23 protein-coding genes are annotated in these 23,081 nt (G+C 65.5%); 12 read left to right on the top strand and 11 right to left on the bottom strand.

What is annotated here, in order from left to right; genetic code table 11:
- Positions 1-25 precede the first annotated feature (25 nt).
- Together recQ and E3U47_RS09225 are read left to right on the top strand one after the other, a co-directional pair.
- Complete coding sequence (gene recQ / locus E3U47_RS09230; RefSeq protein ID WP_134690970.1) at positions 26-2,173, top strand: DNA helicase RecQ; 2,148 nt, start codon at positions 26-28, stop codon at positions 2,171-2,173.
- Between the two features lie 138 nt (positions 2,174-2,311).
- Entirely contained in the window at positions 2,312-2,749 is a 438-nt protein-coding gene (locus E3U47_RS09225) for a MarR family transcriptional regulator (protein ID WP_134690968.1), read from the top strand.
- Between the two features lie 92 nt (positions 2,750-2,841).
- Here E3U47_RS09225 and E3U47_RS09220 read toward each other — a convergent pair whose 3' ends face one another.
- Positions 2,842-5,025, bottom strand: a complete 2,184-nt coding sequence (locus E3U47_RS09220; RefSeq protein ID WP_134690966.1) for a patatin-like phospholipase family protein — start codon at positions 5,023-5,025, stop codon at positions 2,842-2,844.
- A gap of 66 nt (positions 5,026-5,091) precedes the next feature.
- On the opposite strand from E3U47_RS09220, the gene E3U47_RS09215 reads away from it, so the two are divergent.
- A complete protein-coding gene (locus E3U47_RS09215) occupies positions 5,092-5,373 on the top strand; it encodes a SelT/SelW/SelH family protein (protein ID WP_134690964.1) in 282 nt (93 codons plus the stop codon).
- Here E3U47_RS09215 and E3U47_RS09210 read toward each other — a convergent pair whose 3' ends face one another.
- Both E3U47_RS09210 and E3U47_RS09205 read right to left on the bottom strand, forming a co-directional pair.
- On the bottom strand, positions 5,374-6,261 hold the full coding sequence (locus tag E3U47_RS09210) for a DMT family transporter (RefSeq protein WP_134690962.1): 888 nt from the start codon (positions 6,259-6,261) through the stop codon (positions 5,374-5,376).
- A 139-nt stretch (positions 6,262-6,400) separates the two neighbouring features.
- Positions 6,401-7,195 carry an AraC family transcriptional regulator gene (locus tag E3U47_RS09205; protein ID WP_134690960.1) on the bottom strand — a complete coding sequence of 265 codons (795 nt, stop codon included), beginning with the start codon at positions 7,193-7,195 and terminating at the stop codon, positions 6,401-6,403.
- A gap of 123 nt (positions 7,196-7,318) precedes the next feature.
- Between E3U47_RS09205 and E3U47_RS09200 the strand changes: the two genes are divergently transcribed.
- A complete protein-coding gene (locus E3U47_RS09200; RefSeq protein ID WP_134690958.1) occupies positions 7,319-8,134 on the top strand; it encodes a UDP-2,3-diacylglucosamine diphosphatase in 816 nt (271 codons plus the stop codon).
- Between the two features lie 209 nt (positions 8,135-8,343).
- On the opposite strand, the gene E3U47_RS09195 is transcribed toward E3U47_RS09200, so the two are convergent.
- Positions 8,344-8,655, bottom strand: a complete 312-nt coding sequence (locus E3U47_RS09195) for a DUF962 domain-containing protein (RefSeq protein ID WP_134690956.1) — start codon at positions 8,653-8,655, stop codon at positions 8,344-8,346.
- A 156-nt stretch (positions 8,656-8,811) separates the two neighbouring features.
- Between E3U47_RS09195 and E3U47_RS09190 the strand changes: the two genes are divergently transcribed.
- Positions 8,812-9,858 (top strand): AraC family transcriptional regulator, encoded by a 1,047-nt coding sequence (locus E3U47_RS09190; protein ID WP_134690954.1) that lies wholly within the window; start codon positions 8,812-8,814, stop codon positions 9,856-9,858.
- On the opposite strand, the gene E3U47_RS09185 is transcribed toward E3U47_RS09190, so the two are convergent.
- Positions 9,815-11,269 (bottom strand): TrkH family potassium uptake protein, encoded by a 1,455-nt coding sequence (locus tag E3U47_RS09185; protein WP_134690952.1) that lies wholly within the window; start codon positions 11,267-11,269, stop codon positions 9,815-9,817. The two genes, E3U47_RS09190 and E3U47_RS09185, sit on opposite strands and share 44 nt — an antisense overlap.
- 169 nt (positions 11,270-11,438) lie before the next feature.
- Between E3U47_RS09185 and E3U47_RS09180 the strand changes: the two genes are divergently transcribed.
- On the top strand, positions 11,439-11,996 hold the full coding sequence (locus E3U47_RS09180; protein WP_134690950.1) for an NAD(P)H nitroreductase: 558 nt from the start codon (positions 11,439-11,441) through the stop codon (positions 11,994-11,996).
- 115 nt (positions 11,997-12,111) lie between these two features.
- On the opposite strand, the gene E3U47_RS09175 is transcribed toward E3U47_RS09180, so the two are convergent.
- From E3U47_RS09175 to E3U47_RS09150, 6 genes are all read right to left on the bottom strand, one after another.
- Positions 12,112-13,443 carry a cell wall metabolism sensor histidine kinase WalK gene (locus E3U47_RS09175; protein WP_134690948.1) on the bottom strand — a complete coding sequence of 444 codons (1,332 nt, stop codon included), beginning with the start codon at positions 13,441-13,443 and terminating at the stop codon, positions 12,112-12,114.
- 69 nt (positions 13,444-13,512) lie between these two features.
- Positions 13,513-13,929 (bottom strand): Spy/CpxP family protein refolding chaperone, encoded by a 417-nt coding sequence (locus E3U47_RS09170; RefSeq protein ID WP_134690946.1) that lies wholly within the window; start codon positions 13,927-13,929, stop codon positions 13,513-13,515.
- A gap of 254 nt (positions 13,930-14,183) precedes the next feature.
- Positions 14,184-14,861, bottom strand: a complete 678-nt coding sequence (locus E3U47_RS09165; protein WP_134690945.1) for a response regulator transcription factor — start codon at positions 14,859-14,861, stop codon at positions 14,184-14,186.
- 7 nt (positions 14,862-14,868) lie between these two features.
- Positions 14,869-15,261 (bottom strand): translation initiation factor 2, encoded by a 393-nt coding sequence (locus E3U47_RS09160; RefSeq protein ID WP_134690943.1) that lies wholly within the window; start codon positions 15,259-15,261, stop codon positions 14,869-14,871.
- A 122-nt stretch (positions 15,262-15,383) separates the two neighbouring features.
- Positions 15,384-15,683, bottom strand: coding sequence for a YciI family protein (locus E3U47_RS09155; protein ID WP_134690941.1), 300 nt, complete (start codon positions 15,681-15,683; stop codon positions 15,384-15,386).
- A 1-nt stretch (position 15,684) separates the two neighbouring features.
- Positions 15,685-16,281 (bottom strand): septation protein A, encoded by a 597-nt coding sequence (locus E3U47_RS09150; RefSeq protein ID WP_134690939.1) that lies wholly within the window; start codon positions 16,279-16,281, stop codon positions 15,685-15,687.
- 67 nt (positions 16,282-16,348) lie between these two features.
- On the opposite strand from E3U47_RS09150, the gene E3U47_RS09145 reads away from it, so the two are divergent.
- The 6 genes from E3U47_RS09145 (at position 16,349) to E3U47_RS09115 (ending at position 23,041) form a co-directional block, all read left to right on the top strand.
- A complete protein-coding gene (locus E3U47_RS09145; RefSeq protein WP_134690937.1) occupies positions 16,349-17,209 on the top strand; it encodes a PHP domain-containing protein in 861 nt (286 codons plus the stop codon).
- A gap of 13 nt (positions 17,210-17,222) precedes the next feature.
- On the top strand, positions 17,223-17,852 hold the full coding sequence (locus E3U47_RS09140) for an L-threonylcarbamoyladenylate synthase (RefSeq protein ID WP_038707583.1): 630 nt from the start codon (positions 17,223-17,225) through the stop codon (positions 17,850-17,852).
- Positions 17,853-17,977: 125 nt separating this feature from the next.
- On the top strand, positions 17,978-18,676 hold the full coding sequence (locus E3U47_RS09135; protein WP_167659462.1) for a ScpA family protein: 699 nt from the start codon (positions 17,978-17,980) through the stop codon (positions 18,674-18,676).
- Between the two features lie 14 nt (positions 18,677-18,690).
- Entirely contained in the window at positions 18,691-19,449 is a 759-nt protein-coding gene (gene scpB / locus E3U47_RS09130) for an SMC-Scp complex subunit ScpB (protein ID WP_134690933.1), read from the top strand.
- A 132-nt stretch (positions 19,450-19,581) separates the two neighbouring features.
- Positions 19,582-20,652 carry a 23S rRNA pseudouridine(2605) synthase RluB gene (rluB, locus tag E3U47_RS09125; RefSeq protein ID WP_134690931.1) on the top strand — a complete coding sequence of 357 codons (1,071 nt, stop codon included), beginning with the start codon at positions 19,582-19,584 and terminating at the stop codon, positions 20,650-20,652.
- A gap of 970 nt (positions 20,653-21,622) precedes the next feature.
- A complete protein-coding gene (locus E3U47_RS09115) occupies positions 21,623-23,041 on the top strand; it encodes an amino acid permease (protein WP_134690927.1) in 1,419 nt (472 codons plus the stop codon).
- The last annotated feature ends 40 nt before the right edge of the window (positions 23,042-23,081 follow it).

Below are 23,081 nucleotides of genomic sequence, written 5' to 3'. Positions count from 1 at the left end.
TGGTACGGCGATTTTGGAGTGGCAAATGCTCGAACAGGCTCAGCGCGTCCTCAAGGATGTCTTCGGTTACGACAGTTTCCGCGGGCGCCAGGCAGCGATCATCGAATGTGTGGCGGGCGGTGGCGACGCGCTGGTACTGATGCCCACCGGTGGCGGCAAGTCCCTGTGCTTCCAGGTGCCCGGCTTGCTGCGCCCTGGCTTGACGGTGGTGGTGTCGCCGCTGATCGCGCTGATGGACGACCAGGTCGCCACCCTCGACGAGCTGGGCGTGGCAGCCGCTGCGCTGAACTCCACGCTCAGCGCCGAGCAGCAGCGCGACCTGGCCGGGCGCCTGCGCCGCGGCGAGGTGAAGATGCTGTACCTGGCCCCGGAGCGCCTGGTGCAGCCGCGCATGCTGGACTTCCTGCGTGGCCTGGACATTTCCCTGTTCGCCATCGACGAGGCCCACTGCGTGTCGCAATGGGGTCACGATTTCCGCCCGGAATACCTGCAACTGGGCCAGCTCGCCGAACTGTTCCCCCATGTGCCGCGCATCGCCCTGACCGCCACCGCCGACATGCGCACCCGCGAGGAGATCGTTCAGCGCTTGCACCTGCAAGGCGCCGAGCGCTTCCTGTCGAGCTTCGATCGGCCGAACATCTTCTACCGCATCGTGCCCAAGGAGGCGCCGCGCAAGCAGTTGATGGCCTTCCTCGGCGAGCGCCGTGGCAACGCCGGCATCGTCTATTGCCTGTCGCGCAAGAAGGTCGACGAGACCGCGGCCTTCCTTTGCGACCAGGGCTTCCCGGCGCTGCCGTACCACGCCGGGCTGGCGGCCGAGACCCGCGCCGCCAACCAGCATCGCTTCCTCAACGAGGAAGGGCTGATCATGGTCGCCACCATCGCCTTCGGCATGGGCATCGACAAGCCCAACGTGCGCTTCGTCGCCCACCTCGACCTGCCCAAGTCGCTCGAGGCCTATTACCAGGAGACCGGCCGGGCTGGCCGCGACGGCCTGCCGTCGGACGCCTGGATGGCCTACGGCCTGCAGGACATGGTGATGCTCAAGCAGATGCTGCAGAACTCCGAGGGCGACGAGCGCCACAAGCGCATCGAGCAGCACAAGCTCGACGCCATGCTGGCGCTGTGCGAGGAAACCCGCTGCCGCCGTCAGTCGCTGCTGGCCTACTTCGACGAAGTGCTGGAGCAACCCTGCGGGCATTGTGACAACTGTGTCGACAACGTGCAGACCTGGGACGCCACCGAGCCCGCGCGCCAGGCGCTGTCGGCGGTGTTCCGCACCGGCCAGCGCTATGGCGTCGGCCACCTGGTCGACGTGCTGCTGGGCAAGGACACCGAAAAAGTGCGCAATTTCGGTCACGAGAAGCTCTCGGTGTTCGGCGTCGGCAAGGCCCTGGCCGAGGCTGAATGGCGTTCGCTGTTCCGCCAGCTGGTGGCCCGTGGCCTGGTGGACATCGACCTGGAAGGCTACGGCGGCCTGCGCCTGTCCGATAGCTGCCGGCCGCTGCTGCGCGGCGAGGTGAACCTGCAACTGCGCCGCGACCTCAAGCCGCAGACCACGGCCAAGACCTCCGGCGGCAGTGGCGGCAGCCCGGCCAGCCAACTGGTGCGCGCCGAGGAGCGCGAGCTGTGGGAGGCGCTGCGCACCCTGCGGCGCAAGCTGGCCGAGGAGCACAGCGTGCCGCCTTATGTCATCTTCCCCGACTCGACCCTGCTGGAGATGCTGCGCAGCATGCCCACCAGCCTCAGCGACATGGCCCAGGTCAGCGGTGTTGGCGCGCGCAAGCTGGAGCGCTACGGCCAGGCTTTCCTCGAAGTGCTCAACGGTGCTGGCGGCACCGAGGAGGCGCCGAAGGTGGTACTCGACCTGCGTCACGAACTGGTCAGCCTGGCCCGTGCCGGCATGACCCCGGCGCAGATCGCCGGCCAGCTCGACTGCAGCGAGAAGAACGTCTACAGCTTGCTGGCCGAGGCCATTGGCCGCCAGGAACTGAGCCTGGAGCAGGCGCTGGATTTGCCTGAAGACCTGATGATGGAGGTGCAGGACGCCTTCCTCGACGGCGAGGGCGAGTTGCCACCGGTGTCGGTGGTGGCGCCGCTGTTCGGCGCACGGGTGCCCGAGGGTGTGCTGCATTGCATACGAGCGGCGCTGGCGGCGGAGTTCGAGCTGTGATCGCGGGCATTTGCGCCATTTGCTGATCTTTGTCATGCCCTTACACAACTATCAGCGATTTCCTCGGCGCTGAGCCTTGCCGGATCGATCGGGGCATGATTAGCTGACTAATAATTAGTTCTGGTTATTGAGTTTTTTATGCCACTTACCGACAACCAACACCGCTTCGGCATGCAGCTGGCCCAGATGTCCCGGGGTTGGCGTGCCGAACTGGACCGCCGCCTGGCCGGGCTCAACCTATCGCAGGCGCGTTGGCTGGTGCTGCTGCACCTGGCGCGTTTCGACGAGGCGCCGACCCAGCGTGAGCTGGCCCAGAGCGTGGGCGTCGAGGGCCCGACCCTGGCCCGCCTGCTCGATAGCCTGGAAAGCCAGGGCCTGGTGCGCCGCCAGGCGGTGATAGAAGACCGCCGGGCCAAGAAGATCCTGCTGTGCCCGCCGGCCAAGCCGCTGATCGACCAGATCGAGACCATCGCCAACGCCCTGCGCCTCGAGCTGTTCACCGGCATAGACGAGGCCGACATGGAAGTGTGCATGCGCGTGCATGCGAAGATTCTCGATAATCTCGAGAAGTCCTGACAGCAGCTGCAAGCTTCAAGCTTCAAGAAAAAGCGGATCTGTGCATCTACGCGATCCGCTTTTTCTTGGGGCTTGAAGCTTGCCGCTTGCCGCTAGAACGTATGCCCCAGGTTCAGGTACACCGCCTTCTCATGGGCATCGTTGGTCCCATAGCTCAGGTTCAGCGGCCCCAGCGGCGTTTCCAGCCCCAGGAAGATGCTCGCCGCGTTGATGTAGCCACTGTCGAACTCATTGTCGTTGTTCCATGCCCGGCCGCGCTCCAGCGAACCGCCCAGGTACAGCGGGAAGTCCAGCGGCAGGTACGCCCGCGGGGTCAGGCGGCGGTAGTAGACCATCCGTAGCAGGCTCATGTTCTGCCCGGAGACCGAGTCCTGGCGAAAGCCCGACAGCTGCCGCGCGCCACCGAACACGAAGCTTGAGGTCACCACCTCGGCGTCATCCAGGGTTCTTCCGTAGCGCCCGCCCAGCACCAGGGTGTTCGGTCCGCTGCTGATGGCCTTGTCCAGGTTGACCAGCCATTGCCGGTAGTCCTGGTCCGAATCCAGCGACTTGTCGTACTTGCGCACGGTCAGGCCGATATCCTCGCCGCTGTGCGGGAAGTACACGTTGTCGAAGGTGTCGAACGAGTACTTGAGTTCGTAGAAACCCTCGTTGAAGCTGACCTTGGGCAGGTCCTGGTCGCCGATGCGCACCTCGGCATTCCCCCAGGCCTTGCCCACGCCCAGGCGCACTTCGCCGTAAGTGCCGATCTGCCGACCGACATTGAGGCCGAAGCCATAGCGCTCGAGGCGATACTCGGCCACCGGGTCGTTGTCGAGGGTGGCCTCGACGTTCTGCGAGCCCAGGTCCAGGTAAGGAGCGATGAAGTAGCGCGAACCGACGTCCAGCGGCTGGTAGAACTCGCTGTACAGCTCCTGCTGGTCGCCGATCTGCGCGCGGGTCAACCATTCGGCGCCAAGACGGTTGATGCCGTTGACTCGGTAGCTGGCACCAAGGTTGAAGGCGCTGTCGCCGCGCAGGTCGTCGGACAGGTTCAGGCCCAGGCGCAGGTAGTCGGTGCCGCCGCGCCGGCCGCGGGCATTGATCACCAGGGTGTTGTCCTCGCCCTTGTGCACCACCCGGTACTGCACCTGGTCGAAGTAGTCGAGGCCGTACAGGGTGCCCATGTCGGTCTGCAGGCGGCCGAGGTCCAGCGGTTCGCCGATGGGTTGGCGGATGTAGTAGCGGATCACGTCGTCGCTGACCTTGGAGTCGTTCTCCACCTTGATCGCGGTGATAATCGGCGTGCGCTGGCGCGGCGAGCGGGCCACGGCCAGGTTGGCGTCGCCTTCGGGCTGACGCAGCGCCGCCAGGCGTGGGTCGAGACCGCGGGTGGCGCGGTAGCCGGCGTCGATCATGTCCTGGGCGCGGCCGAAGTCGGTGACGCCGAAGGCTGCCAGTGGCGGCTGCACCAGGATGTCCTCGCGGCGCAGGCTGGCCAGTTGCTCCTCGGAGTTGCGCCGGGTCATCAGGGTGATCGACTGGTTGAGCACATCCACCACCGTGGCCAGCTGCTTGCGGTTGCGCAGCGGCGTGCCGATGTCGACGACGATGGCCAGGTCGACGCCCATCTCGCGCACCACATCCACTGGGATGTTGTCGGTCATGCCACCGTCCACCAGCAGGCGGCCGTCCAGCTCCACCGGGGCGAACACCGCCGGGATCGACATGCTGGCGCGGATCACCTGGGGCAGGTGGCCACGGCGGAACACCACCTTTTCGCCGCTGGTGATATCGGTGGCCACGGCGCGGAACGGGATCGGCAGCTTGTCGAAGTCGCGGATGTCGGCAGTGTGGGCCAACTTGCTTTCCAGCAGCAGGGCCAGGTTCTGGCCCTGGATCACCCCCAGGGGCAGGCCGAGGCTGCCGTCGTCGCGAAAGCTCAGCTTCTGCTTGACCAGGAAGTCGCGGTCGTCCTGCTTGCGCCGGAACGGCACGTCCTTGCGCGGTGGCGCGTCGGACAGCGCCTGTTGCCAGTCGAGGGTGGTGGCCAGCTTCTCCAGTTCGGCGATGCTGTAGCCAGAGGCATACAGCCCGCCGACCACCGCGCCCATGCTGGTGCCGGCGATGGCGTCGATGCGCACGCCCTGTTCCTCGAGAGCCTTGAGCACGCCGATATGCGCCAGGCCACGGGCGGCGCCGCCGGACAACACCAGGCCGATCTTCGGCCGGGGCGCGTCGATGGCCTGCACCGTGAGGGAGGTGAGCAACAGGAAGCAGAACAGCAAGCGGCGCATCGTGAGTCTCAAACCAGAGGGTAAAGACCGCTAGTATAAGCGGCCCTTCCCACGGAGTTCCCCGACATGCCCGATAACAAGCCGCAAATTGTCATCACTTATTGCACCCAGTGCCAATGGCTGTTGCGCGCCGCCTGGCTGGCGCAGGAGTTGCTCAGCACCTTCGCTGACGACCTCGGCCAGGTCGCCCTGGAACCTGGTACCGGCGGGGTGTTCCGCATCACCTGCGACGGCGTGCAGATCTGGGAGCGCAAAGCCGACGGCGGCTTCCCCGAGGCCAAGGCGCTCAAGCAGCGGGTGCGTGACCAGATCGATCCGCAGCGCGACCTGGGTCACAACGATCGCTGATCAGGCGCTTTCGGCCATGGTCCGCCGGGTGGGTTGCTCGGCGGCCAGGCGGCTGGACAGGACGATGGCGAAGATGATCAAGGCACCACCAGCGAGCATGCGCAGGGTCGGCTGTTCGGCGAACACCACCCAGGCCACGGCGATGCCGTAGACCGGCTCCATACCGAACACTACGGCTGCGGTCCGCGCCTTGATCACCGCCAGGCTGGCGACGAACAGGCTGTGGGCGACGCCGGTGCAGAAGATGCCGAGCATGGCGATCCACAGCCAGTCCATGGGCGCCACGACTGCCAGGCCCGGCGCGGCGAACGGCAGCAGGCACAGGCTCACCACCAGGTTCTGCCACAGCGCCGCCTGCACGGCGGGCAGGCGCCCGGAGCCGGCGCGGTTGGTCAGCGACAGCAGCGAGAACAGCAGGCCCGAGAGCAACGCCCAGAGCAGCCCGCCGGTGGCCTCGCTGGCCAGGTCGAAGGCAGGAGTGACCAGCACCAGGCCGATGCTCACCAGCAGCACCAGGACAGCCTCGTTGCGGCGAATGCGTTCGCGGAACAGCAGGCCCTCGAGGATCACGGTAAAGGCTGGGAAGCTGGCGAAACCGAGGGTGGCGATGGCCACGCCGCCGACCTTGACCGCGATGAAGAAGCTCACCCAGTGCCCGGCCAGCAGCACACCTCCCAGCAGCAGGCGGCGCAAGTCCTGGCCGCGCAGCGGTTGCCAGGCCTGGCGCGCCAGGCCGGCGAACAGGCCCAGGGCCAGCACGGCGAACGCGGCGCGGCCGAAGACGATGATCGAGGGGCTGGCACTGGCGGCCAGTTTGCCGAAGACGCCGGTCAGGCCGAAGAACAGCGCGCCGATATGCAGGGCGCCGAGGGCGGTGCGTTGGTTCATGGTGATCCTTGGCTGCGGTGAGCGTTGCGTGCTGGCTCCTTCGCCGGGCAAGTCCGCTCCCACAGATCATGCACAAGGCATGTGGGAGCGGGCTTGACCCGCGATGAAGTCGATATAGGCAGCAGTGTACGTTCGATCCTCAGGCAGTTCTGTCGCCCGCCTCGCGCCCGTTGTCGCCAGACTCGCGGCGCAACGCCAGCGGCGTACAGCCGAATGTTCGCATCACTGCCGCGCTGAAGGCGCTTTGCGAGCCATAGCCCACCCGCGCCGCGACCTCCCCCACCGGCAGCGGGGTGTCGCGCAACAGTCGCCGCGCCATCGACAGCCGCCGCTGGCGGATATAGTCCATCGGCGTCATGCCGCACTCGCTGGCGAACCGCGCATGCAGCCGCGCGCTGGATAGCCCGGCCAGCCGCGCCAGGTCGGCGACCTGCAATGGATAGGCGGCGTGCTGCTCGATATGCCGGTCGAAGGCGGCATAGGGCAGGCGCTTGCTGGCCGCTATCGCGGGCCCGGCGTGAGGCAGCAGGCTGGCCAGCAACAGCACGGCGCCCTGGCGGGCGATCAGCGGGTCGTCCACAGGGCTGCTCGCCAGCCAGTCGACCAGCTGCTGCTGGCGGCTGTCCAGGCTCAGGGCGCCGGGGCAGTCGAGCAAGCGCCGGCTGTTGTCGACATGCTCGCCCAGGTGCTGCTCGAGCCACTGCCCGGGTGGTATGTCCAGCACCAGGCATTGGCTGCCGGCGGGGCTGCCGCAGGTATGGTGAGCACCGGCCGGCACCACCATCAGGTCCTGGCGATCGATCCGCGCGCCACGGCCCTGCACCTCGAAATCCAGACGCCCGCCTAGCCCGAACACCAGTTGCGAATGGTCGTGGCTATGGGCGATCAGGTCGTGGCGGTAATGGCGCAGCGACAGCAGCGGGCCGGTGGTCATGGCAAGTCCTCGTGTGCAGGCAGGCAGTGTACACCCTGCGCCGGCGCGCAGATCGTCACCGGATTGCCACCAACCTGTCACCTGCGCCTGCCAGTCTCCAGCAAACAGCGCCGGAGCCTGCCCATGACCCATGCCGAACTCGCCCGACCCTCGCGCAAGCAGCGTGTGCGCACCCTCTGGATCTCCGACGTGCATCTGGGTACCCGGGACTGCCAGGCCGAGCACCTGGCGCACTTTCTCAAGGGTTACCAGGCCGACCGCATTTACCTGGTCGGCGACATCATCGATGGCTGGAAGCTGCGCAGCGGCATTTATTGGCCGCAAGCCCATACCAACGTGATCCGCCGCCTGCTGACCTTGAGCAAGCGCGGAACCGAGGTGATCTACGTCACCGGCAACCACGACGAATTCCTGCGCCGCTATTCCAAGCTGATGCTCGGCAACATCCAGTTGGTGGACGAGGCCGAGCACCTGACGGCCGATGGCCGGCGCCTGCTGGTGATCCACGGCGACCAGTTCGATGTGATTACCCGCTACCACCGCTGGCTGGCGTTCCTGGGCGATCGTGCCTACGAATTCACCCTGGTGCTCAACCGCTGGCTCAATCATTGGCGGGCCCGCTATGGCTATGGCTACTGGTCGCTGTCGGCGTACCTCAAGCACAAGGTCAAGGGCGCGGTGAACTTCATCAGCGACTTCGAGGATGCCATCGCCCATGAGTGCACCCGGCGTGGCTTCCAGGGCGTGGTGTGCGGGCATATCCACCATGCCGAGATCCGTAAGGTCGGCGAGGTGGAATACCTCAACTGTGGCGACTGGGTGGAGTCGTGCACGGCGCTGATCGAGCACTGGGATGGGCAGATCGAGCTTTACCGTTTCGCCGAGGCCCAGGCCCGGGAGACGGCGCAACGCTTGGCGGCACTGGGCGAGACGGCCTGAACGAGTCGCGGCGCTTCCTGTAGGCGCAAGCCTTGCTGGCGAACCAGGCGGCGCGGAGGATGGCACCGGCTACGCCGGTGTTCGCCGGCAAGCCGGCTCCTACAACGGTTACGGCCTGCAATACCCGTAGGAGCCAGCTTGCTGGCGAACCAGGCGACGCGGCGGCTCGAGAGCATTCAGCAAGTCGGTTGCTGGCGCCAAGCCTGCAATCAGAGGGCGATGCGCCCCAGCAGGATGTCGCGGAACATGGCGAAATCGCCGACCAGGCTGTACCACGGGTGGCTGAAGGTGGCGGGGCGGTTCTTCTCGAAAAAGAAGTGCCCGACCCAGGCGAAGCCGTAGCCGGCTAGTGGCACGGCCAGCAGCAACAGCCATTTGCCGCTGCCCAGGGTGTAGGCGAGCAGGGCGATCACCAGGGCGGTGCCGACGAAGTGCAGGCGACGGCAGGTGGGGTTGCTGTGCTCGCCCAGGTAATAGGGGTAGAACTCGGCAAAACTGCGGAACTGCGTGGTGCTGGTCATGGCGGTGCTTTCCGGATCTGCGGGTCTGGCTACAGGATACACGGCGTGGAGCCTGAATCGAGTCTAGAGTCAGTTGGGGGGATGGCCAGTGACCCTGGGCGCCAATTGAGTATCCTTTCGCTTCACCGCCGTAGCGATCAACACAAGAAGCCCGCCATGAGTGAGAGAACCACGTCAGCCAGCTGGGCATCAGGCATCGTCAAGGCACTTGAGCTCGAGGGGCTCGACTGCCCGGCGATGTTCAGGCGGCTGGGCCTGGATTTCGCTGCCCTGGAAGATCCGGACGCGCGCTTTACCCAGGATTCGATGACCCGCCTGTGGCAACTGGCGGTGGAACTGTCTGGCAACCAGGCCATCGGCCTGAACATGGCGCGGGTGGTGCGCCCGGCGTCTTTCCATGTGGTGGGCTACGCGCTGATGTCCAGTCGGACCCTGGCCGAAGGCTTCGAACGGCTGGTGCGCTACCAGCGGATCATCGCCGAAAGTTCGGACCTGAGCTTTCGCCTGGAACCCGACGGCTATGCTTTGGTGTTGACCGTGCATGGCGATCACCTGCCGCCCACCCGACACAGCGGCGAGGCTTCGCTGGCTTGCGCCCTGGCGCTGTGCACCTGGCTCAGCGGGCGGCCGATCCAGCCGCGGCGCGTGCTGATCCAGGGCGCCCTGCCGAAAAATGTCGAGCCGTACAAGGTGGCTTTCCACGCGCCGCTGCAATTTGGCGCGCCCCATGACGCGCTGGTGTTCGCGCGTGCCGACATGGAGGCGCCGTTGCCCACCGCCAACGAGGCGATGGCAGTGCTGCACGACCGTTTCGCCGGTGAGTACCTGGCGCGTTTCTCGGAAAGCCGGGTAACCCACCGCGTGCGCCAGGTGCTGTGCCGCATCCTGCCCCAGGGCGAGCCCAAGCGTGAAACCGTGGCCCAGGCCCTGCACCTTTCGCAGCGCACCTTGCAGCGGCGCCTGCAGGACGAGGGCACCAGCTTCCAGACCTTGCTCGACGACACCCGCCGCGAACTGGCCGAGCAGTACCTGGCGCAGCCTGGCACCACGTTGCTGGAAACCGCCTACCTGCTGGGTTTCGCCGACCCGAGCAACTTCTACCGGGCGTTCCGCCGCTGGTTCGACAGCACGCCGAGCGAGTACCGCACGCGGCTGTCGGTCAGTGACGCCAGAACGCCGGCATGCACAACACCAGCACCGTGATGATCTCCAGGCGGCCCAGCAGCATGCCGCCGGCAAGGATCCATTTGGCGGCATCCGGCAGCGTCGCGTAGTTGCCGGCCGGGCCGATCACTTCGCCCAGCCCCGGGCCGACGCCCGAGACAGTACCGGCGGCACCGGTGAGCGCGGTCATCCAGTCCACGCCCAGCAGCGACAGCAGCAGGGCGATGATGCAGATGGTGATGGCGAAGAAGAACGAGAACGTCAGGATCGAACGCACGATCTCTTCGTCGAGGCGGTGGCCGTTGTACTTCTGCTTGATCACCGCGCGCGGGTGGATCAGCTGGTTGAGGTTGGCCTTGAGCAGGATGTAGGCGACCTGGAAGCGGAAGATCTTGATGCCGCCGGCCGTCGAGCCGGAGCAGCCGCCGACGAAGCCCAGGTAGAAGAACAGCATCAGCGAGAAATTGCCCCACAGGCTGTAGTCGCCCAGGGCGAAGCCGGTGGTGGTGACCACCGAGGTGACGTTCAGGGCCACGTGGCGCAGGGCGTCGAGCCAGTGCAGGTCGGTCGTCGCCCAGTACCAGGTACCGAGTACCAGCCAGGTGGCCACCAGCATGGCGAGCAGGCCCTGGACCTGCTGGTCCTTGATCAGCGCCCTGCGGTGGCCACGCAGGGTCGCCACGTAGAGGGTGAATGGCACGCTGCCCATGATCATCACCACCACCGCGACCCAGTGCACCGCGGGGATGTCCCACTTGGCCAGCGACTGGTCGGAGGTGGAGAAGCCGCCGGTGGAAATCGCCGACATGGCATGGTTGATCGCGTCGAACGGGCTCATGCCCGCCCACCAGAAGGCCAGGCTGCCGAACACGGTGATGCCGACGTACACCGCGACGATCGACTTGGCGACCATGTGCGAGCGCGGCATGACTTTTTCGGAGCGGTCGGAGGACTCGGTCTGGAACAGGCGCATGCCACCGATACGCAGCAGCGGCAGGATCGCCACCGCCATGCCGATGAAGCCGATGCCGCCCAGCCAGTGCAGCATCGAGCGCCACATCAGGATGCCCGGCGACATGTTGTCCAGGCCGCTGAGCACGGTGGCGCCGGTGGCGGTGATGCCGGACATGCTCTCGAAGAAGGCGTCGGTGTAGCTGATGTGCTGGGTCAGCAGGAAGGGCAGGGCGGCGAACACGCACACCACCAGCCAGCTGCTGACGGTCAGCAGGTACATGTCGCGGGGGCGCAGGTGCACGTGGTCCGGGCGGCCGGGGATGACCAGGCCGAGGCCGGCGATGAAGGTGATCAGGCTGGCCCAGAGGAACGACGGCATGTCGCCGGTGCGCTCGAAGACCACCAGGGTCGCCATGGGCACCACCATGCTCACTGCCAGGGTGATCAGGAAGATGCCGATGATGAAACCAATGATCCTTAAGGTCGGCAACGCCATGTGATCTGCTCTGACTCGCTACGGAAAGGGCGCCATTTTAAGCCGCAAGTTGCAAGCTGCAAGCGTCTGGCGTGAATGAGGCTTGCGAAGGCTGTTTTTCTTGTGGCTTGCAGCTTGATGCTGGCAGCTTGAGAATGGCCGCACTTTCAATCTGCCAGGAGGGTAGCCCATGGAGGCTCTCGACGCATTGCTCAACCGTGTTTCCGTGCCACGCCTGACTGACCCGGCGCCCAATGCCGCCCAGCGCGAGGCGCTGTTCCAGGCCGCATTGCGTGCGCCTGACCATGGCCAGTTGCGCCCCTGGCGTTTCCTGACCATCGAAGGGCAGGGCCGGGAAAAGCTCGGCGAGCTGTTCGCCGAAGCCGTGCAGGCCAAGGGCGATGCAACCCAGGCCGCCCTGGACAAGGCCCGCGCCATGCCCTTGCGCGCGCCGTTGCTGATCGTGGTGATCGCCCGGCTGCAGGATCACTTCAAGGTGCCGAAGATCGAGCAGAGACTGGCCGCGGGCTGCGCCGCCCATGGCATCCTGATCGCCGCCCATGCCCAGGGTATCGGCGCGGTATGGCGCACTGGCGACATGGCCTTCGATGCCCATGTGCACAAGGGCTTGGGCCTGGAGGCGAACGAAGAGGTAATCGGCTACCTGTATGTCGGTACGCCGTTGGGCGAGCCGCGCACGGCGCCGGTGCTGGAAACCGCGCAGTACGTCAGCGCCTGGGGCGAGTGACTATTGGGGCCGCTTTGCGGCTCTTTCGCGGCACAAGGCCGCTCCTACAAGTGTTCGCATTCCTGTAGGAGCGGCCTTGTGCCGCGAAAGGGCTGCAAAGCAGTCCCAGGATTGGTCAGCCAGTAGCACGCTCGCAGGGAAAATCCAGCGTCGCAATGAAGCCGCCCTGCGGGTGGTTGGTCAATACCAGCGCCCCACCATGGCGCTCCGCCGCCTTGCGCGCGATTGCCAACCCCAGCCCATGGCCCGGCGCCTCCTGCCCCGGCGCCCGGAAGAACGGTTCGCCCAGCTGCGCCAAGTGCTCTGCCGCCACTCCCGGCCCATGATCGCGCACGCTCAGCACGATGCGATCTTGCTCGCGCCGGGCATGCACCTCGATCGGCTGGCCGATCGGGTTGAAGCGCAGGGCATTGCGCAGCAGGTTGTCCACCGCCCGTTCGATCAGCGTTGGCCAGCCATGCAGGGTCAGGCCCGGCTGCATTTCCAGGCGTACCTCCTGGTCTGGCGCTGACAGCTGGGCGTCCTTGCGCACGCCGCCCAGCAAGGCATTGAGATCCACCGGCTCGGCATGCGCCTGTTCGGCATCGACCCGGGCCAGCACGAGGATTTCGCTGATCAGGTCCTCCAGACGATCGCATTCGCGGGTCAGGCGCGGCCACAACGCCTGGCGCTGTTCGGCTTCGGCGCGTTCGGCCAGGGCCAGGGCGATGCGCAGCCGCGCCAGCGGTGAGCGCAGCTCATGGGAGACGTCGCGCAGCAGCTGGCGCTGGCTGCCGATCAGGCTTTGCAGGCGTGCGCCCATCTTGTTGAAGTCGTTGGCCAGCACGCCGAATTCGTCGCGGCGCACCGCCAGGCGCGCCAGGCTGTTCTGCTGGTAGCTGGTCTGCCCCAGGTCATGCACGGCGCCGCGCAGGCGGCTCAGCGGGCGGGTGATGGACAGGGTCACCAGCAGGCTGAACAGGGTCAGCACCACCAGGGCTATGCCCAGGGCACTGAGCGGCCAGATCAGGCTCTCGCGGTGCCAGGCCGCCAGCTCCGGGTGAGGGATGCGGTAGATCAGCAGGTAGGTCTCGCCGCTGCCGGGGCTGGTGTATTCCTCGGTCAGGCGGCGCCAGGGCAGGCGTCGTTCGTCATTGTGCTGGCGCGCCTCGAAGGCGGCGGCGCGGCGCGGGAAGGTGCCGGGGACCACAGCCTCGCCGCTGTCGTCGAGCACCTGCACGTCGATCTTGTAGTGGTGCTTGCGTCGTTCGAGGAAGCGCTGGGCTGCCTCGACACCTTCCTGTTCGTAATGCTGCGCCCAGTGGCTGGCCAGGCCGTTCAGCCCGGGATGGCGGCTGAGGATCCAGGTGTCCTGGTTGAGCATGTGCCCGAGCAGGATCGACAGGCCGGCGACCAGGGCTATGGCCAGCCAGAAACTGGCCAGGATGCGCCAGAACAGTGAACGCAAGACGAGCACCTCCGAGGAATGGCGAAAGCCCGGCCCGCTGGAGAGCGAGCCGGGCGTCGGGTTGACAGCTTACTGGGCCTTGGCGGCTTTTTCAGCTTTCCAGGCCTTGAACTCCTGCCACTCGGCCTTGCGTGCGGCGCGTTCCTTCTGCAGGTCGTCGAACTTCTTCTGCTGCTCGGGCTTGAGCAGCGCGCGCACCTGGCTGTCGGTCTTGTCGTGGCTGGCCTTGAGTTCATCCTTCAGGGCCTTTTGCTCGGCAGCGGGCAGCTTGTCGATGTAGCGCGCGGTGATCTCGCGGCGCTGTTGCATCTGCTCGCCCATCAGCTTGCCGATCTGCTGGCGTTGCTCGCGGCTCAGGTCCAGCTGGGCGAAAGGCGCGTCACCGCGGTGATGCGGGCCGTCATGGCGCGGACCGCCTTCGGGCATGGCCATGGCCACGGTTGGCAGGGCGGCGGCGAACATCAGGGCGATAAGGGTCTTGCGCATGGTGTCTCTCCTTTGAGGGGCCGGTGGTTACCGGATGAGCCCAGTCTAGGGAGATCAAGGTCAAGGGCGGTCAGGCGAGGGTAAAGGCTGGGTAAAGATGAAACGCGTCGCGGTGCGGATTCTGTAGGAGCGGCCTTGTGTCGCGAAAGGGCTGCGCAGCAGCCCCGGGATATCAGCGTTTTTGCAAAGATCGCCGGGGCCGCTTTGCGGCCCTTTCGCGACGCAAGGCCGCTCCTACAGGGTTCTGGTCGCTGTCAGAGACTGTAGTAATAGCCGCGGCTGCGCAGGGCGACGATGCGCGGGCGGCCATCCGGGTGCGGCCCGATCTTCTTGCGCAGGTTGCTGACGTGCATGTCCAGGCTGCGGTCATAGAGCGTGAGCTTGCGGCCCAGGCCGATCTGCGCCAGTTCCTGCTTGTCCAGCGGCTCGCCGGGTTGGCGCAGCAGCGCCTCGAGGATACGGCTTTCGGAGAGGGTGAGGGTCATCTCGCGTTGGTCGATGCTGACCACCCCGCGCACCGGGCTGAAGACCAGGTCGCCGACCTCGACCTGGCTGCTGGGCGCGCTGGGGTGGCTGCGGCGCAGTACTGCGCGCAGGCGGGCGGTGAGCTCGCGCGGGTCGCAGGGCTTGGCCAGGTAGTCGTCGGCACCCAGTTCCAGGCCGAGGATGCGGTCCAGTGGCTCGCCGCGGGCCGAGAGCATCAGCACCGGCAGGTCGGTGTGTTCGCTGCGCAGCTGCTTGAGCAGTTCCAGGCCGCTGCCGTCCGGCAGCATGACGTCCAGAACCACCGCCGCCGGCGCATGGGCAGCCAAGGCCTGGCGCGCGCTCTGGCCGTCATGGCAGGCGCGTACGGCGAACCCTTCCTGGGTCAGCCAGCTGCCGAGCAGCTCGCACAGTTCCTGGTCATCATCAATCAGTAACAGCTCGCTCATGTCTCACTCAATTCAACCATTGACGGCGTCTTCTGTGTCCGCCGCTGGCTAAGATACCGCAGACGGCCGACAACAGTGCAACGACCGAGCCGATCAGGAACCACTGCTGCTGGTCGGTCAGCAGGTGTTGGGGGGCGCTGGCGCCAGCTTGCAGCTCCTTGAGCGCCAGCTTCAGGCGCTGGTTGTCCTGGCGCAGGCGGGTGAGCTGGGCGCTTTCGCGCTCGCTGTCCTGGCGCTGCAATTGCAGGTTCAGCGCGTCGCGCTGCTTCTCGCTTTCTTCCAGGCGCTGTTGCAGCTCGGTGATCCGCGCCCCGGCTTCCAGCGACAACGGCTGCTCGGCCGCGGCGAAAGGGGACAGCAGCAACAGGCAAAGCAACAGGGACATCGGACCTTGACGCATTGGAACTCCTGATTCGAATCGATTCAGGAGGTTGTCGGCCGGTTGTCGGAATTTGTGAATGGTGCCGCGCGGGGTGTAGCTGGGGCGGCCTCGTGGGAGCGGGCGCGCCCCTCAAAAGCCGGTTATGGCAGGACTTGCTTGAACGGCTTGACCACGACCTTGTCGTAAACGCCCGCGGCGATGTAGGGATCGGCATCGGCCCAGGCCTGGGCGGCGGCCAGCGAGTCGAACTCGGCGACGATCAGGCTGCCGCTGAAACCGGCTGCGCCAGGGTCGTTGCTGTCGATGGCCGGGTGCGGCCCGGCCAGTGCCACGCGGCCTTCGGCCTTGAGCTGCTGCAGGCGCTCGATGTGTGCCGGGCGGGCGGCCAGGCGTTTGTCCAGGGAGTTTTCCACGTCGCTGGCGATGATGGCGTAGAGCATGTCAGTCCTTGGGTTTGGAGGTGGAGGGGTCGGCGTCGTGCAGGTGGCGCGAAAGGTAGACGCCCTGAGCCACCAGGAAGATCACGGTCATGCCCAGGCTGCCGAACACCTTGAAGTCGACCCAGATGTCCTGGAAGGTGAAGGCGACGAACAGGTTGGCCGCGCCGCACACCAGGAAGAAACCGATCCAGGCCAGGTTCAGGCGCGTCCAGATGGCCTCCGGCAGGCTCAGGGCGTGGCCCATGATGCGCTTGATCAGCACCCGGTCGCCGATGAAGTGGCTACCGGCGAAGGCCAGGGCGAACAACCAGTTGACCACCGGCGCTTTCCACTTGAGGAAGGTCTCGCTATGGAAGGCCAGGGTCAGGCCGCCGAACACCAGGCAGGCCACCAGGGTCAGCAACTGGCCTTTTTCCAGCTTGCCGTGGCGCAGGAACAGCGCGCCATAGACCACCAGGGAACTGACGATGAGCATCGCCGTGGCGCTGTAGATACCGCCGAACTCGAAGCCGTGGCCGGCGATTTCGACGGGGCGCGGGTCGAGTTTGTAGACGATGAAGAACAGCAGCAGCGGGATGAAATCGATGAATTGTTTCACAGTGGCAGCCAGAAGCGGGATGTGACGGCATAATAACAAACATCGATTCCAGCGAAAGCGCTCCTCCATGAATGTTGATCTGCACTGCCACAGCACGGCCTCCGACGGCGCCCTGTCGCCCACGGCGCTGGTCGCCCGGGCCCATGAGCACGGGGTGCGCACGCTGTCGCTCACCGACCACGACACCATCGACGGTCTGCCCGAGGCGCGCCAGGCCTGCGCCGAACGGGGCATGGCCTGGGTCAGCGGCGTGGAGCTGTCCTGCACCTGGGGCGGCGCCACCATTCATGTGCTGGGTTATGACTTCCCCCTCGATGCCGCGCCATTGCTCGAGGCGATCGACGGCCTGCACCGTGGCCGCTGGCTGCGCGCCGAGGAGATCGACCGCAAGCTGGCGGCCAAGGGCATGCCGGGCGCGCTGCAAGGCGCGCGGGCGGTGCAGCAGGAACTGGGCGACAGCGGCAATGCCCCGGCGCGACCGCATTTTGCCGAGTTCCTGGTGCGCGCCGGCTTCGTCAAGGACCGCGGCGAGGCGTTTCGCAAGTGGTTGGGCGCCGGCAAGCTGGGCGACGTCAAGCTGCACTGGCCGACCCTAGAGGAAACTGTCGCCACCCTGCGCGAGTCCAACGCCTGGGTGAGCCTGGCTCATCCCATGCACTACGATCTGACCCGCAGCAAGCGCAGACGGCTGATTGCCGACTATATTCAGGCTGGAGGGCAGGCACTGGAAGTGGTCAATGGGATGATGCCGCCCGAGCAGGTGGGAACGCTGTCTATCCTCACCCGTGAGTTCGGCCTGCTGGCAAGCGCCGGCAGCGACTTCCACGGCCCCGGCACCTGGGGCGAGATCGGTGCCTACCGGCCATTGCCCGAGGACCTGCCACCCCTGTGGCGCCGATTCCGACATGAACAGCCTATGGCGGTATGAACAGGACGACTACGTGAGCCAATTTTTCCAGATTCATGCGGAGAACCCGCAGGCGCGCCTGATCAAACAGGCTGTCGAGATCATCCGCAAAGGTGGGGTGGTGGTCTATCCGACCGACTCGGCCTATGCCATGGGCTGCCAGATCGGTGACAAGGCTGCCATCGAGCGCGTGCGCCGCCTGCGCCAGCTGGACAAGCACCACAACTTCACCCTGCTGTGCTGTGACCTGTCCGAGATGGGCACCTTCGCCAAGATCGACACGGCAACGTTCCGCCTGCTCAAGGCCCACATTCCGGGCCCGTACACCTTCATCCTCAACGCCACCCGCGAGGTGCCGCGCCTGCTGATGCACGACAAGCGCCGCACCATTGGCCTGCGCGTGCCGTCCAATCCCATCGTCCTGGCCCTGCTCGAGGAGCTGGGCGAACCGCTGATGAGTGTCAGCCTCATTCTGCCAGGCGACGAGGAGCCGATGACCGACCCCTACGAGATCCGCCAGCGCCTGGAGCACCATGTCGATCTGATCATCGACGGCGGCTTCGGCGACCTGAAGGCCTCGACCGTCATCGACCTGTCCGGTGACGAGCCCGAGCTTATCCGTGAAGGCTGCGGGGATCCGACGCCGTTCCTGGTCAACGCGTGAGCCAGGTACAAGCCCCCGAGGCGCCGGTCACAGAGGTGCAGACGCCGTTCCAGCTGCAACTGGCCCTGGTCTACGGCGAAGCCCTGACCGAGATGCCGGTCGACCTGTATATCCCGCCGGATGCCCTGGAAGTCTTCCTCGAAGCCTTCGAAGGCCCGCTGGACCTGTTGCTGTACCTGATCCGCAAGCAGAACGTGGACATTCTCGACATCCCCGTGGCCGAGATCACTCGCCAGTACATGAGCTATGTCGAGCTGATGAAGAGCGTGCGCCTGGAGCTGGCGGCCGAGTACCTGGTGATGGCCGCCATGCTTGCCGAGATCAAGTCGCGCATGCTGCTGCCGCGTTCCGGCGAGGTCGAGGAGGAGGAGGGCGACCCGCGCGCCGAACTGATTCGCCGGCTGCAGGAGTACGAGCGGTTCAAGGCCGCCGCCGAAGGTATCGATGAGTTGCCCAGGGTCGGACGCGAAATCGTCGTGCCGCGCCTGGAGGCTCCGCAGGCCAAGGTGCGCAAGTTGTTGCCCGAGGTGGCGCTGGAAGAGATCCTGCTGTCCATGGCCGAGGTCATGCGCCGCAACGACCTGTTCGAGAGCCACCAGATCACCCGCGAGGTGCTGTCGACCCGCGAACGTATGAGCGAAGTGCTCGAACGCCTCAAAGGGGGCGCCTTCGTGCCCTTCGTCGAGCTGTTCACCCGCGAGGAGGGCAAGCTCGGTGTGGTGGTGACCTTCATGGCGATTCTCGAGCTGGTGAAGGAATCCTTGATCGAACTGGTGCAGAATGAGCCCTTCGCCCCGATTCACGTCCGTGCCCGGGCAGAATGACCTGACAACTACCGATGAACCTGAACGAACCCCGTGAACTGGCGTCGCTGATCGAGGCCTTCCTGCTTGCCTCTGGCAAGCCGCAATCCCTCGAGCGCCTCTACGAGCTGTTCGAGGAGGCCGAGCGCCCGGCCCCCGCCGTTTTCAAGAAGGCCCTGGAGGTGCTGGGCAAGTCCTGCAGCGGTCGCGCCTTCGAGCTCAAGGAAGTAGCGACCGGCTATCGCCTGCAGATCCGCGAGGACTACGCACCCTGGGTCGGCCGCCTCTGGGAGGAGCGTCCGCAGCGCTATTCCCGCGCGCTGCTGGAAACCATGGCGCTGATCGCCTACCGCCAGCCGATCACCCGTGGCGAGATCGAGGACGTGCGTGGCGTGGCGGTCAACAGCAACATCATCAAGACGCTCATGGAGCGCGAGTGGATCCGCATCGTCGGCTACCGCGAGGTACCGGGGCGCCCGGCTATGTTCGCCACCACCAAGGCGTTTCTCGATCACTTCAACCTCAAGAGCCTCGACGAGCTGCCGGCCTTGGCCGAACTGCGCGAGATGGAACTGGAGCCCGTGCTTGACCCGGACGAGGCGCCGGTACCGGCGCATTTGCAGGCGTTGGCCGATGCCAGCCTGGGCGAGGAGGGCGCGGAACAGGCGCCCAAGGACGAGACCAGCTTCCGCTCGCTGCTGGTGGAACTGGATGCGATGGAAGACGGGCTCAAGACCGATTTCGATGATTTGCGCGATGAGGCGCAAGCGCCTGAGACCGAGCCGAAAGTCTAGGGGATGCGATCGCCACCTTTGGGCGGAATCTGCGGGCCTTTGGCGAAAAACCTTCTACCCTCCAGATGCGTTAGTCTGCCGAACCGCGTATGATGCGCGCCCGCTTTCACTACTACACCGGGAGGTGCCCAGATGAGTGACCAAGATCTGCAAGACCAACAACCCACCCCGCCATCCGGCGAAAAGCTGCAGAAGGTGCTGGCGCGCATTGGCGTCGGTTCGCGCCGTGACGTCGAGGCCTGGATCAGCCAGGGTCGTATCAAGGTCAACGGCGTCGAGGCCACCCTCGGCCTGCGCGTCGACCTGCACGACGCCATTACCGTCGATGGCAAGCTGATCAAGCGCGTCGAGTCCGCCGAGGCGACCCGTCGGGTGATCATGTACAACAAGCCCGACGGTGAAATCTGCACCCGCGACGACCCGGAAGGTCGCCCGACCGTGTTCGATCGACTGCCGCGCCCGAAAGAGGGGCGCTGGATCAACATCGGTCGCCTGGACATCAACACCACCGGCCTGCTGTTGTTCACCACCGATGGCGAACTGGCCAACCGCCTGATGCACCCGTCATACGAGATGGACCGTGAATACGCGGTGCGTGTGCGTGGCGAGGTCGATGACGACATGGTCGATCGCCTCAAGGCTGGGGTGATGCTCGAGGACGGCCCAGCCAAGTTCACCGACATCCAGAAGGCGCCGGGCGGTGAAGGTTTCAACCACTGGTACCACTGCGTGGTGATGGAAGGCCGCAACCGTGAAGTGCGGCGCCTGTGGGAGTCCCAGGGCGTGGTGGTCAGCCGCCTGAAGCGCGTGCGTTTCGGCCCGGTGTTCCTCAACTCCGACCTGCCGATGGGCCGCTGGCGCGAAATGAGCCAGGGTGAGATCGATATCCTGGCCGCCGAAGTCGGCCTGCAGCCGGTGGCGCTGCCAGAGATGAAGCTCAAGGCCAAGGACAAGCTCGAGCGCCTGCAGCGCAAGTCGACCCGTCCGCTGGGCCGTGGCGAGCGTGTGCGCAGCTTGCGCCCGGCTGCCGAAGGCCAGGGCGAGCGTCCGGCCCGTGCGCCGCGTGAAGACGCCGCGCCACGCAAGGGTAGCCGCGGTAGCGCGGTGGCTGAGCGGCCGAGCGAGATGCGCAAGCGCCCGGCGCGTCCAGACGGCGATAAGCCGGCGGGGCGTGGCCGGGGGCGCGAGAAGCCGCGCGGCTGATCGCTCTCGGTGTTGCCAAAGCCAGCCTTCGGGCTGGCTTTTTTGTGCGCGAGTGCGCGATCTGCCCGGCCCCGTAGGGGCCAGCCTTGCTGGCGAAGCAGGCGACGCGAAGGATGGCACCGGCTGCGCCGGTGTTCGCCGGCAAAGCCGGCTCCTACGCTGTTCTTGCGGCCAATCCTGGCATGTAGGAGCCAGCTTGCTGGCGAAGCAGGCGCCGCGGAGGATGGCACCGGCTATGCCGGTGTTCGCCGGCAAAGCCGGCTCCTACGCTGTTCTTGCGGCCAATCCTGGCATGTAGGAGCCAGCTTGCTGGCGAAGCAGGCGCCGCGAAGGATGGCACCGGCTATGCCGGTGTTCGCCGGCAAGCCGGCTCCTACACGTCCAGGGGCTGAAAATGGCTCAAGTCCCTGATCAAAAAGAAATTTCCCCGAGGAGTGGAAACTTTTCAAACCGTTTTGTAAAAGAAACGTTACGGATATAGCCGATTTCCAAGGTCTTTCCATTCGGTGTAACAAAAACCTGCCGAATATCCCGCCCCAGAGCCTGCGCGCTACCCGCAGCCCCCTTCCCAAACCCCCGTGCAACCGTTGAGATAGCGCCATTGCGTGTACAAAGCCAGGCAGGATCGCCAGGCACCAAGAACAACAAACAAATGGAGGCGTCATGCGCGCCGATCACTTCGCCTTTTCAGGCTCTCTCCCCAGGACCGCTGCGTTTTTTCCACAGGAAACGATGCAACGCGTTGACGCCTGCGCGTTTGCAGGGGTATACAATGCGCCGCGTTTTACCTGTGACTCCCTTGCGTACCGCGCACGCTTGCTGACACCCGGTTGATCCGCCCCTGGCCTCCCAAGGCCTTGTGCGACGTCCTGTCACAAGTACCAAGGTAACCACCTTGCCCATTCCGCTGCGCCACGAGCGCGGTGGGTCCGATTCCGTCACAGATAAAAACAAGCAGGTGACTTCGTTCATGAGTGGACATAATTCACAGTCTGGTGAACTCAAGCGTGGCTTGAAGAACCGTCATATCCAGCTGATCGCCCTGGGCGGCGCCATCGGCACCGGATTGTTCCTGGGCTCCGCCGGCGTGATGAAATCCGCCGGGCCTTCGATGATCCTCGGCTATGCCATCTGCGGCTTCATTGCCTTCATGATCATGCGCCAGCTCGGCGAAATGATCGTCGAGGAGCCGGTGGCCGGCTCCTTCAGCCACTTCGCCCACAAGTACTGGGGCGGCTTCGCCGGCTTCCTGTCGGGCTGGAACTGCTGGGTGCTGTACATCCTGGTGGGCATGTCGGAACTGTCGGCGGTGGGCAAGTACGTGCACTACTGGTGGCCGGAAATCCCGACCTGGGTCACCGCGGCGGCGTTCTTCCTGCTGATCAACGCCATCAACCTGATGAACGTGAAGTTCTTCGGCGAGGCCGAGTTCTGGTTCGCCATCATCAAGGTGGTGGCCATCGTCAGCATGATCGGCCTGGGTGCCTACCTGCTGACCAGCGGCAGTGGCGGCCCGGACGCGACCGTGGCCAACCTGTGGTCGCATGGCGGCTTCTTCCCCAACGGCATCAGCGGCCTGGTGATGGCCTTGGCGTTCATCATGTTCTCCTTCGGTGGCCTGGAAATGCTCGGCTTCACCGCTGCCGAGGCCGACAAGCCGAAGACCGTGATCCCCAAGGCGATCAACCAGGTCATCTACCGCATCCTGATCTTCTATGTCGGTGCCCTGGTCGTGCTGCTGTCGCTGACGCCTTGGGATACCCTGGTGGCGAGCATCGACGCCTCCGGCGGCAGCTATGGCAGCAGCCCGTTCGTCCAGGTGTTCTCGCTGCTGGGTAGCGACGTCGCCGCGCACCTGCTGAACTTCGTGGTGCTGACCGCGGCACTGTCGGTGTACAACAGCGGCACCTACTGCAACGCCCGCATGCTGCTGGGCATGGCCGAGCAGGGTGATGCCCCGGCGGCTCTTGCCAAAGTCGATCGTCGCGGCGTGCCGGTGCGCTCGATCCTGGTATCGGCGGCGGTAACCCTGATTGCGGTGCTGCTCAACTACCTGATGCCGCAGAATGCCCTGGAGCTGCTGATGTCGCTGGTGGTGGCGACCCTGGTGATCAACTGGGCGATGATCAGCTACTCGCACCTGAAGTTCCGCCAGCACCTCGACCGCACCGGCCAGAAGCCGCTGTTCAAGGCGCTGTGGTACCCGTACGGCAACTATCTGGTCCTGGCGTTCGTGGTGCTGATCCTGGGCATCATGCTGCAGATTCCGGGCATCCAGGTGTCGGTGTACGCGATGCCGGTGTGGCTGGTGGTGATGTATGTGGCCTACCAGCTCAAGAGCAAGCGTGGGTCCCAGGCTAATGGTGCTGCTGGCAGCGTCGCCAAGTAAGCGCTGAGGCGCACCAACAAAAAACCCGATGCCGAGTAAC

The sequence above is a fragment of the Pseudomonas sp. RIT623 genome (genome assembly GCF_004519305.1).
GTDB lineage: Bacteria > Pseudomonadota > Gammaproteobacteria > Pseudomonadales > Pseudomonadaceae > Aquipseudomonas.
This window is presented reverse-complemented; position numbering and strand designations above follow the sequence as displayed.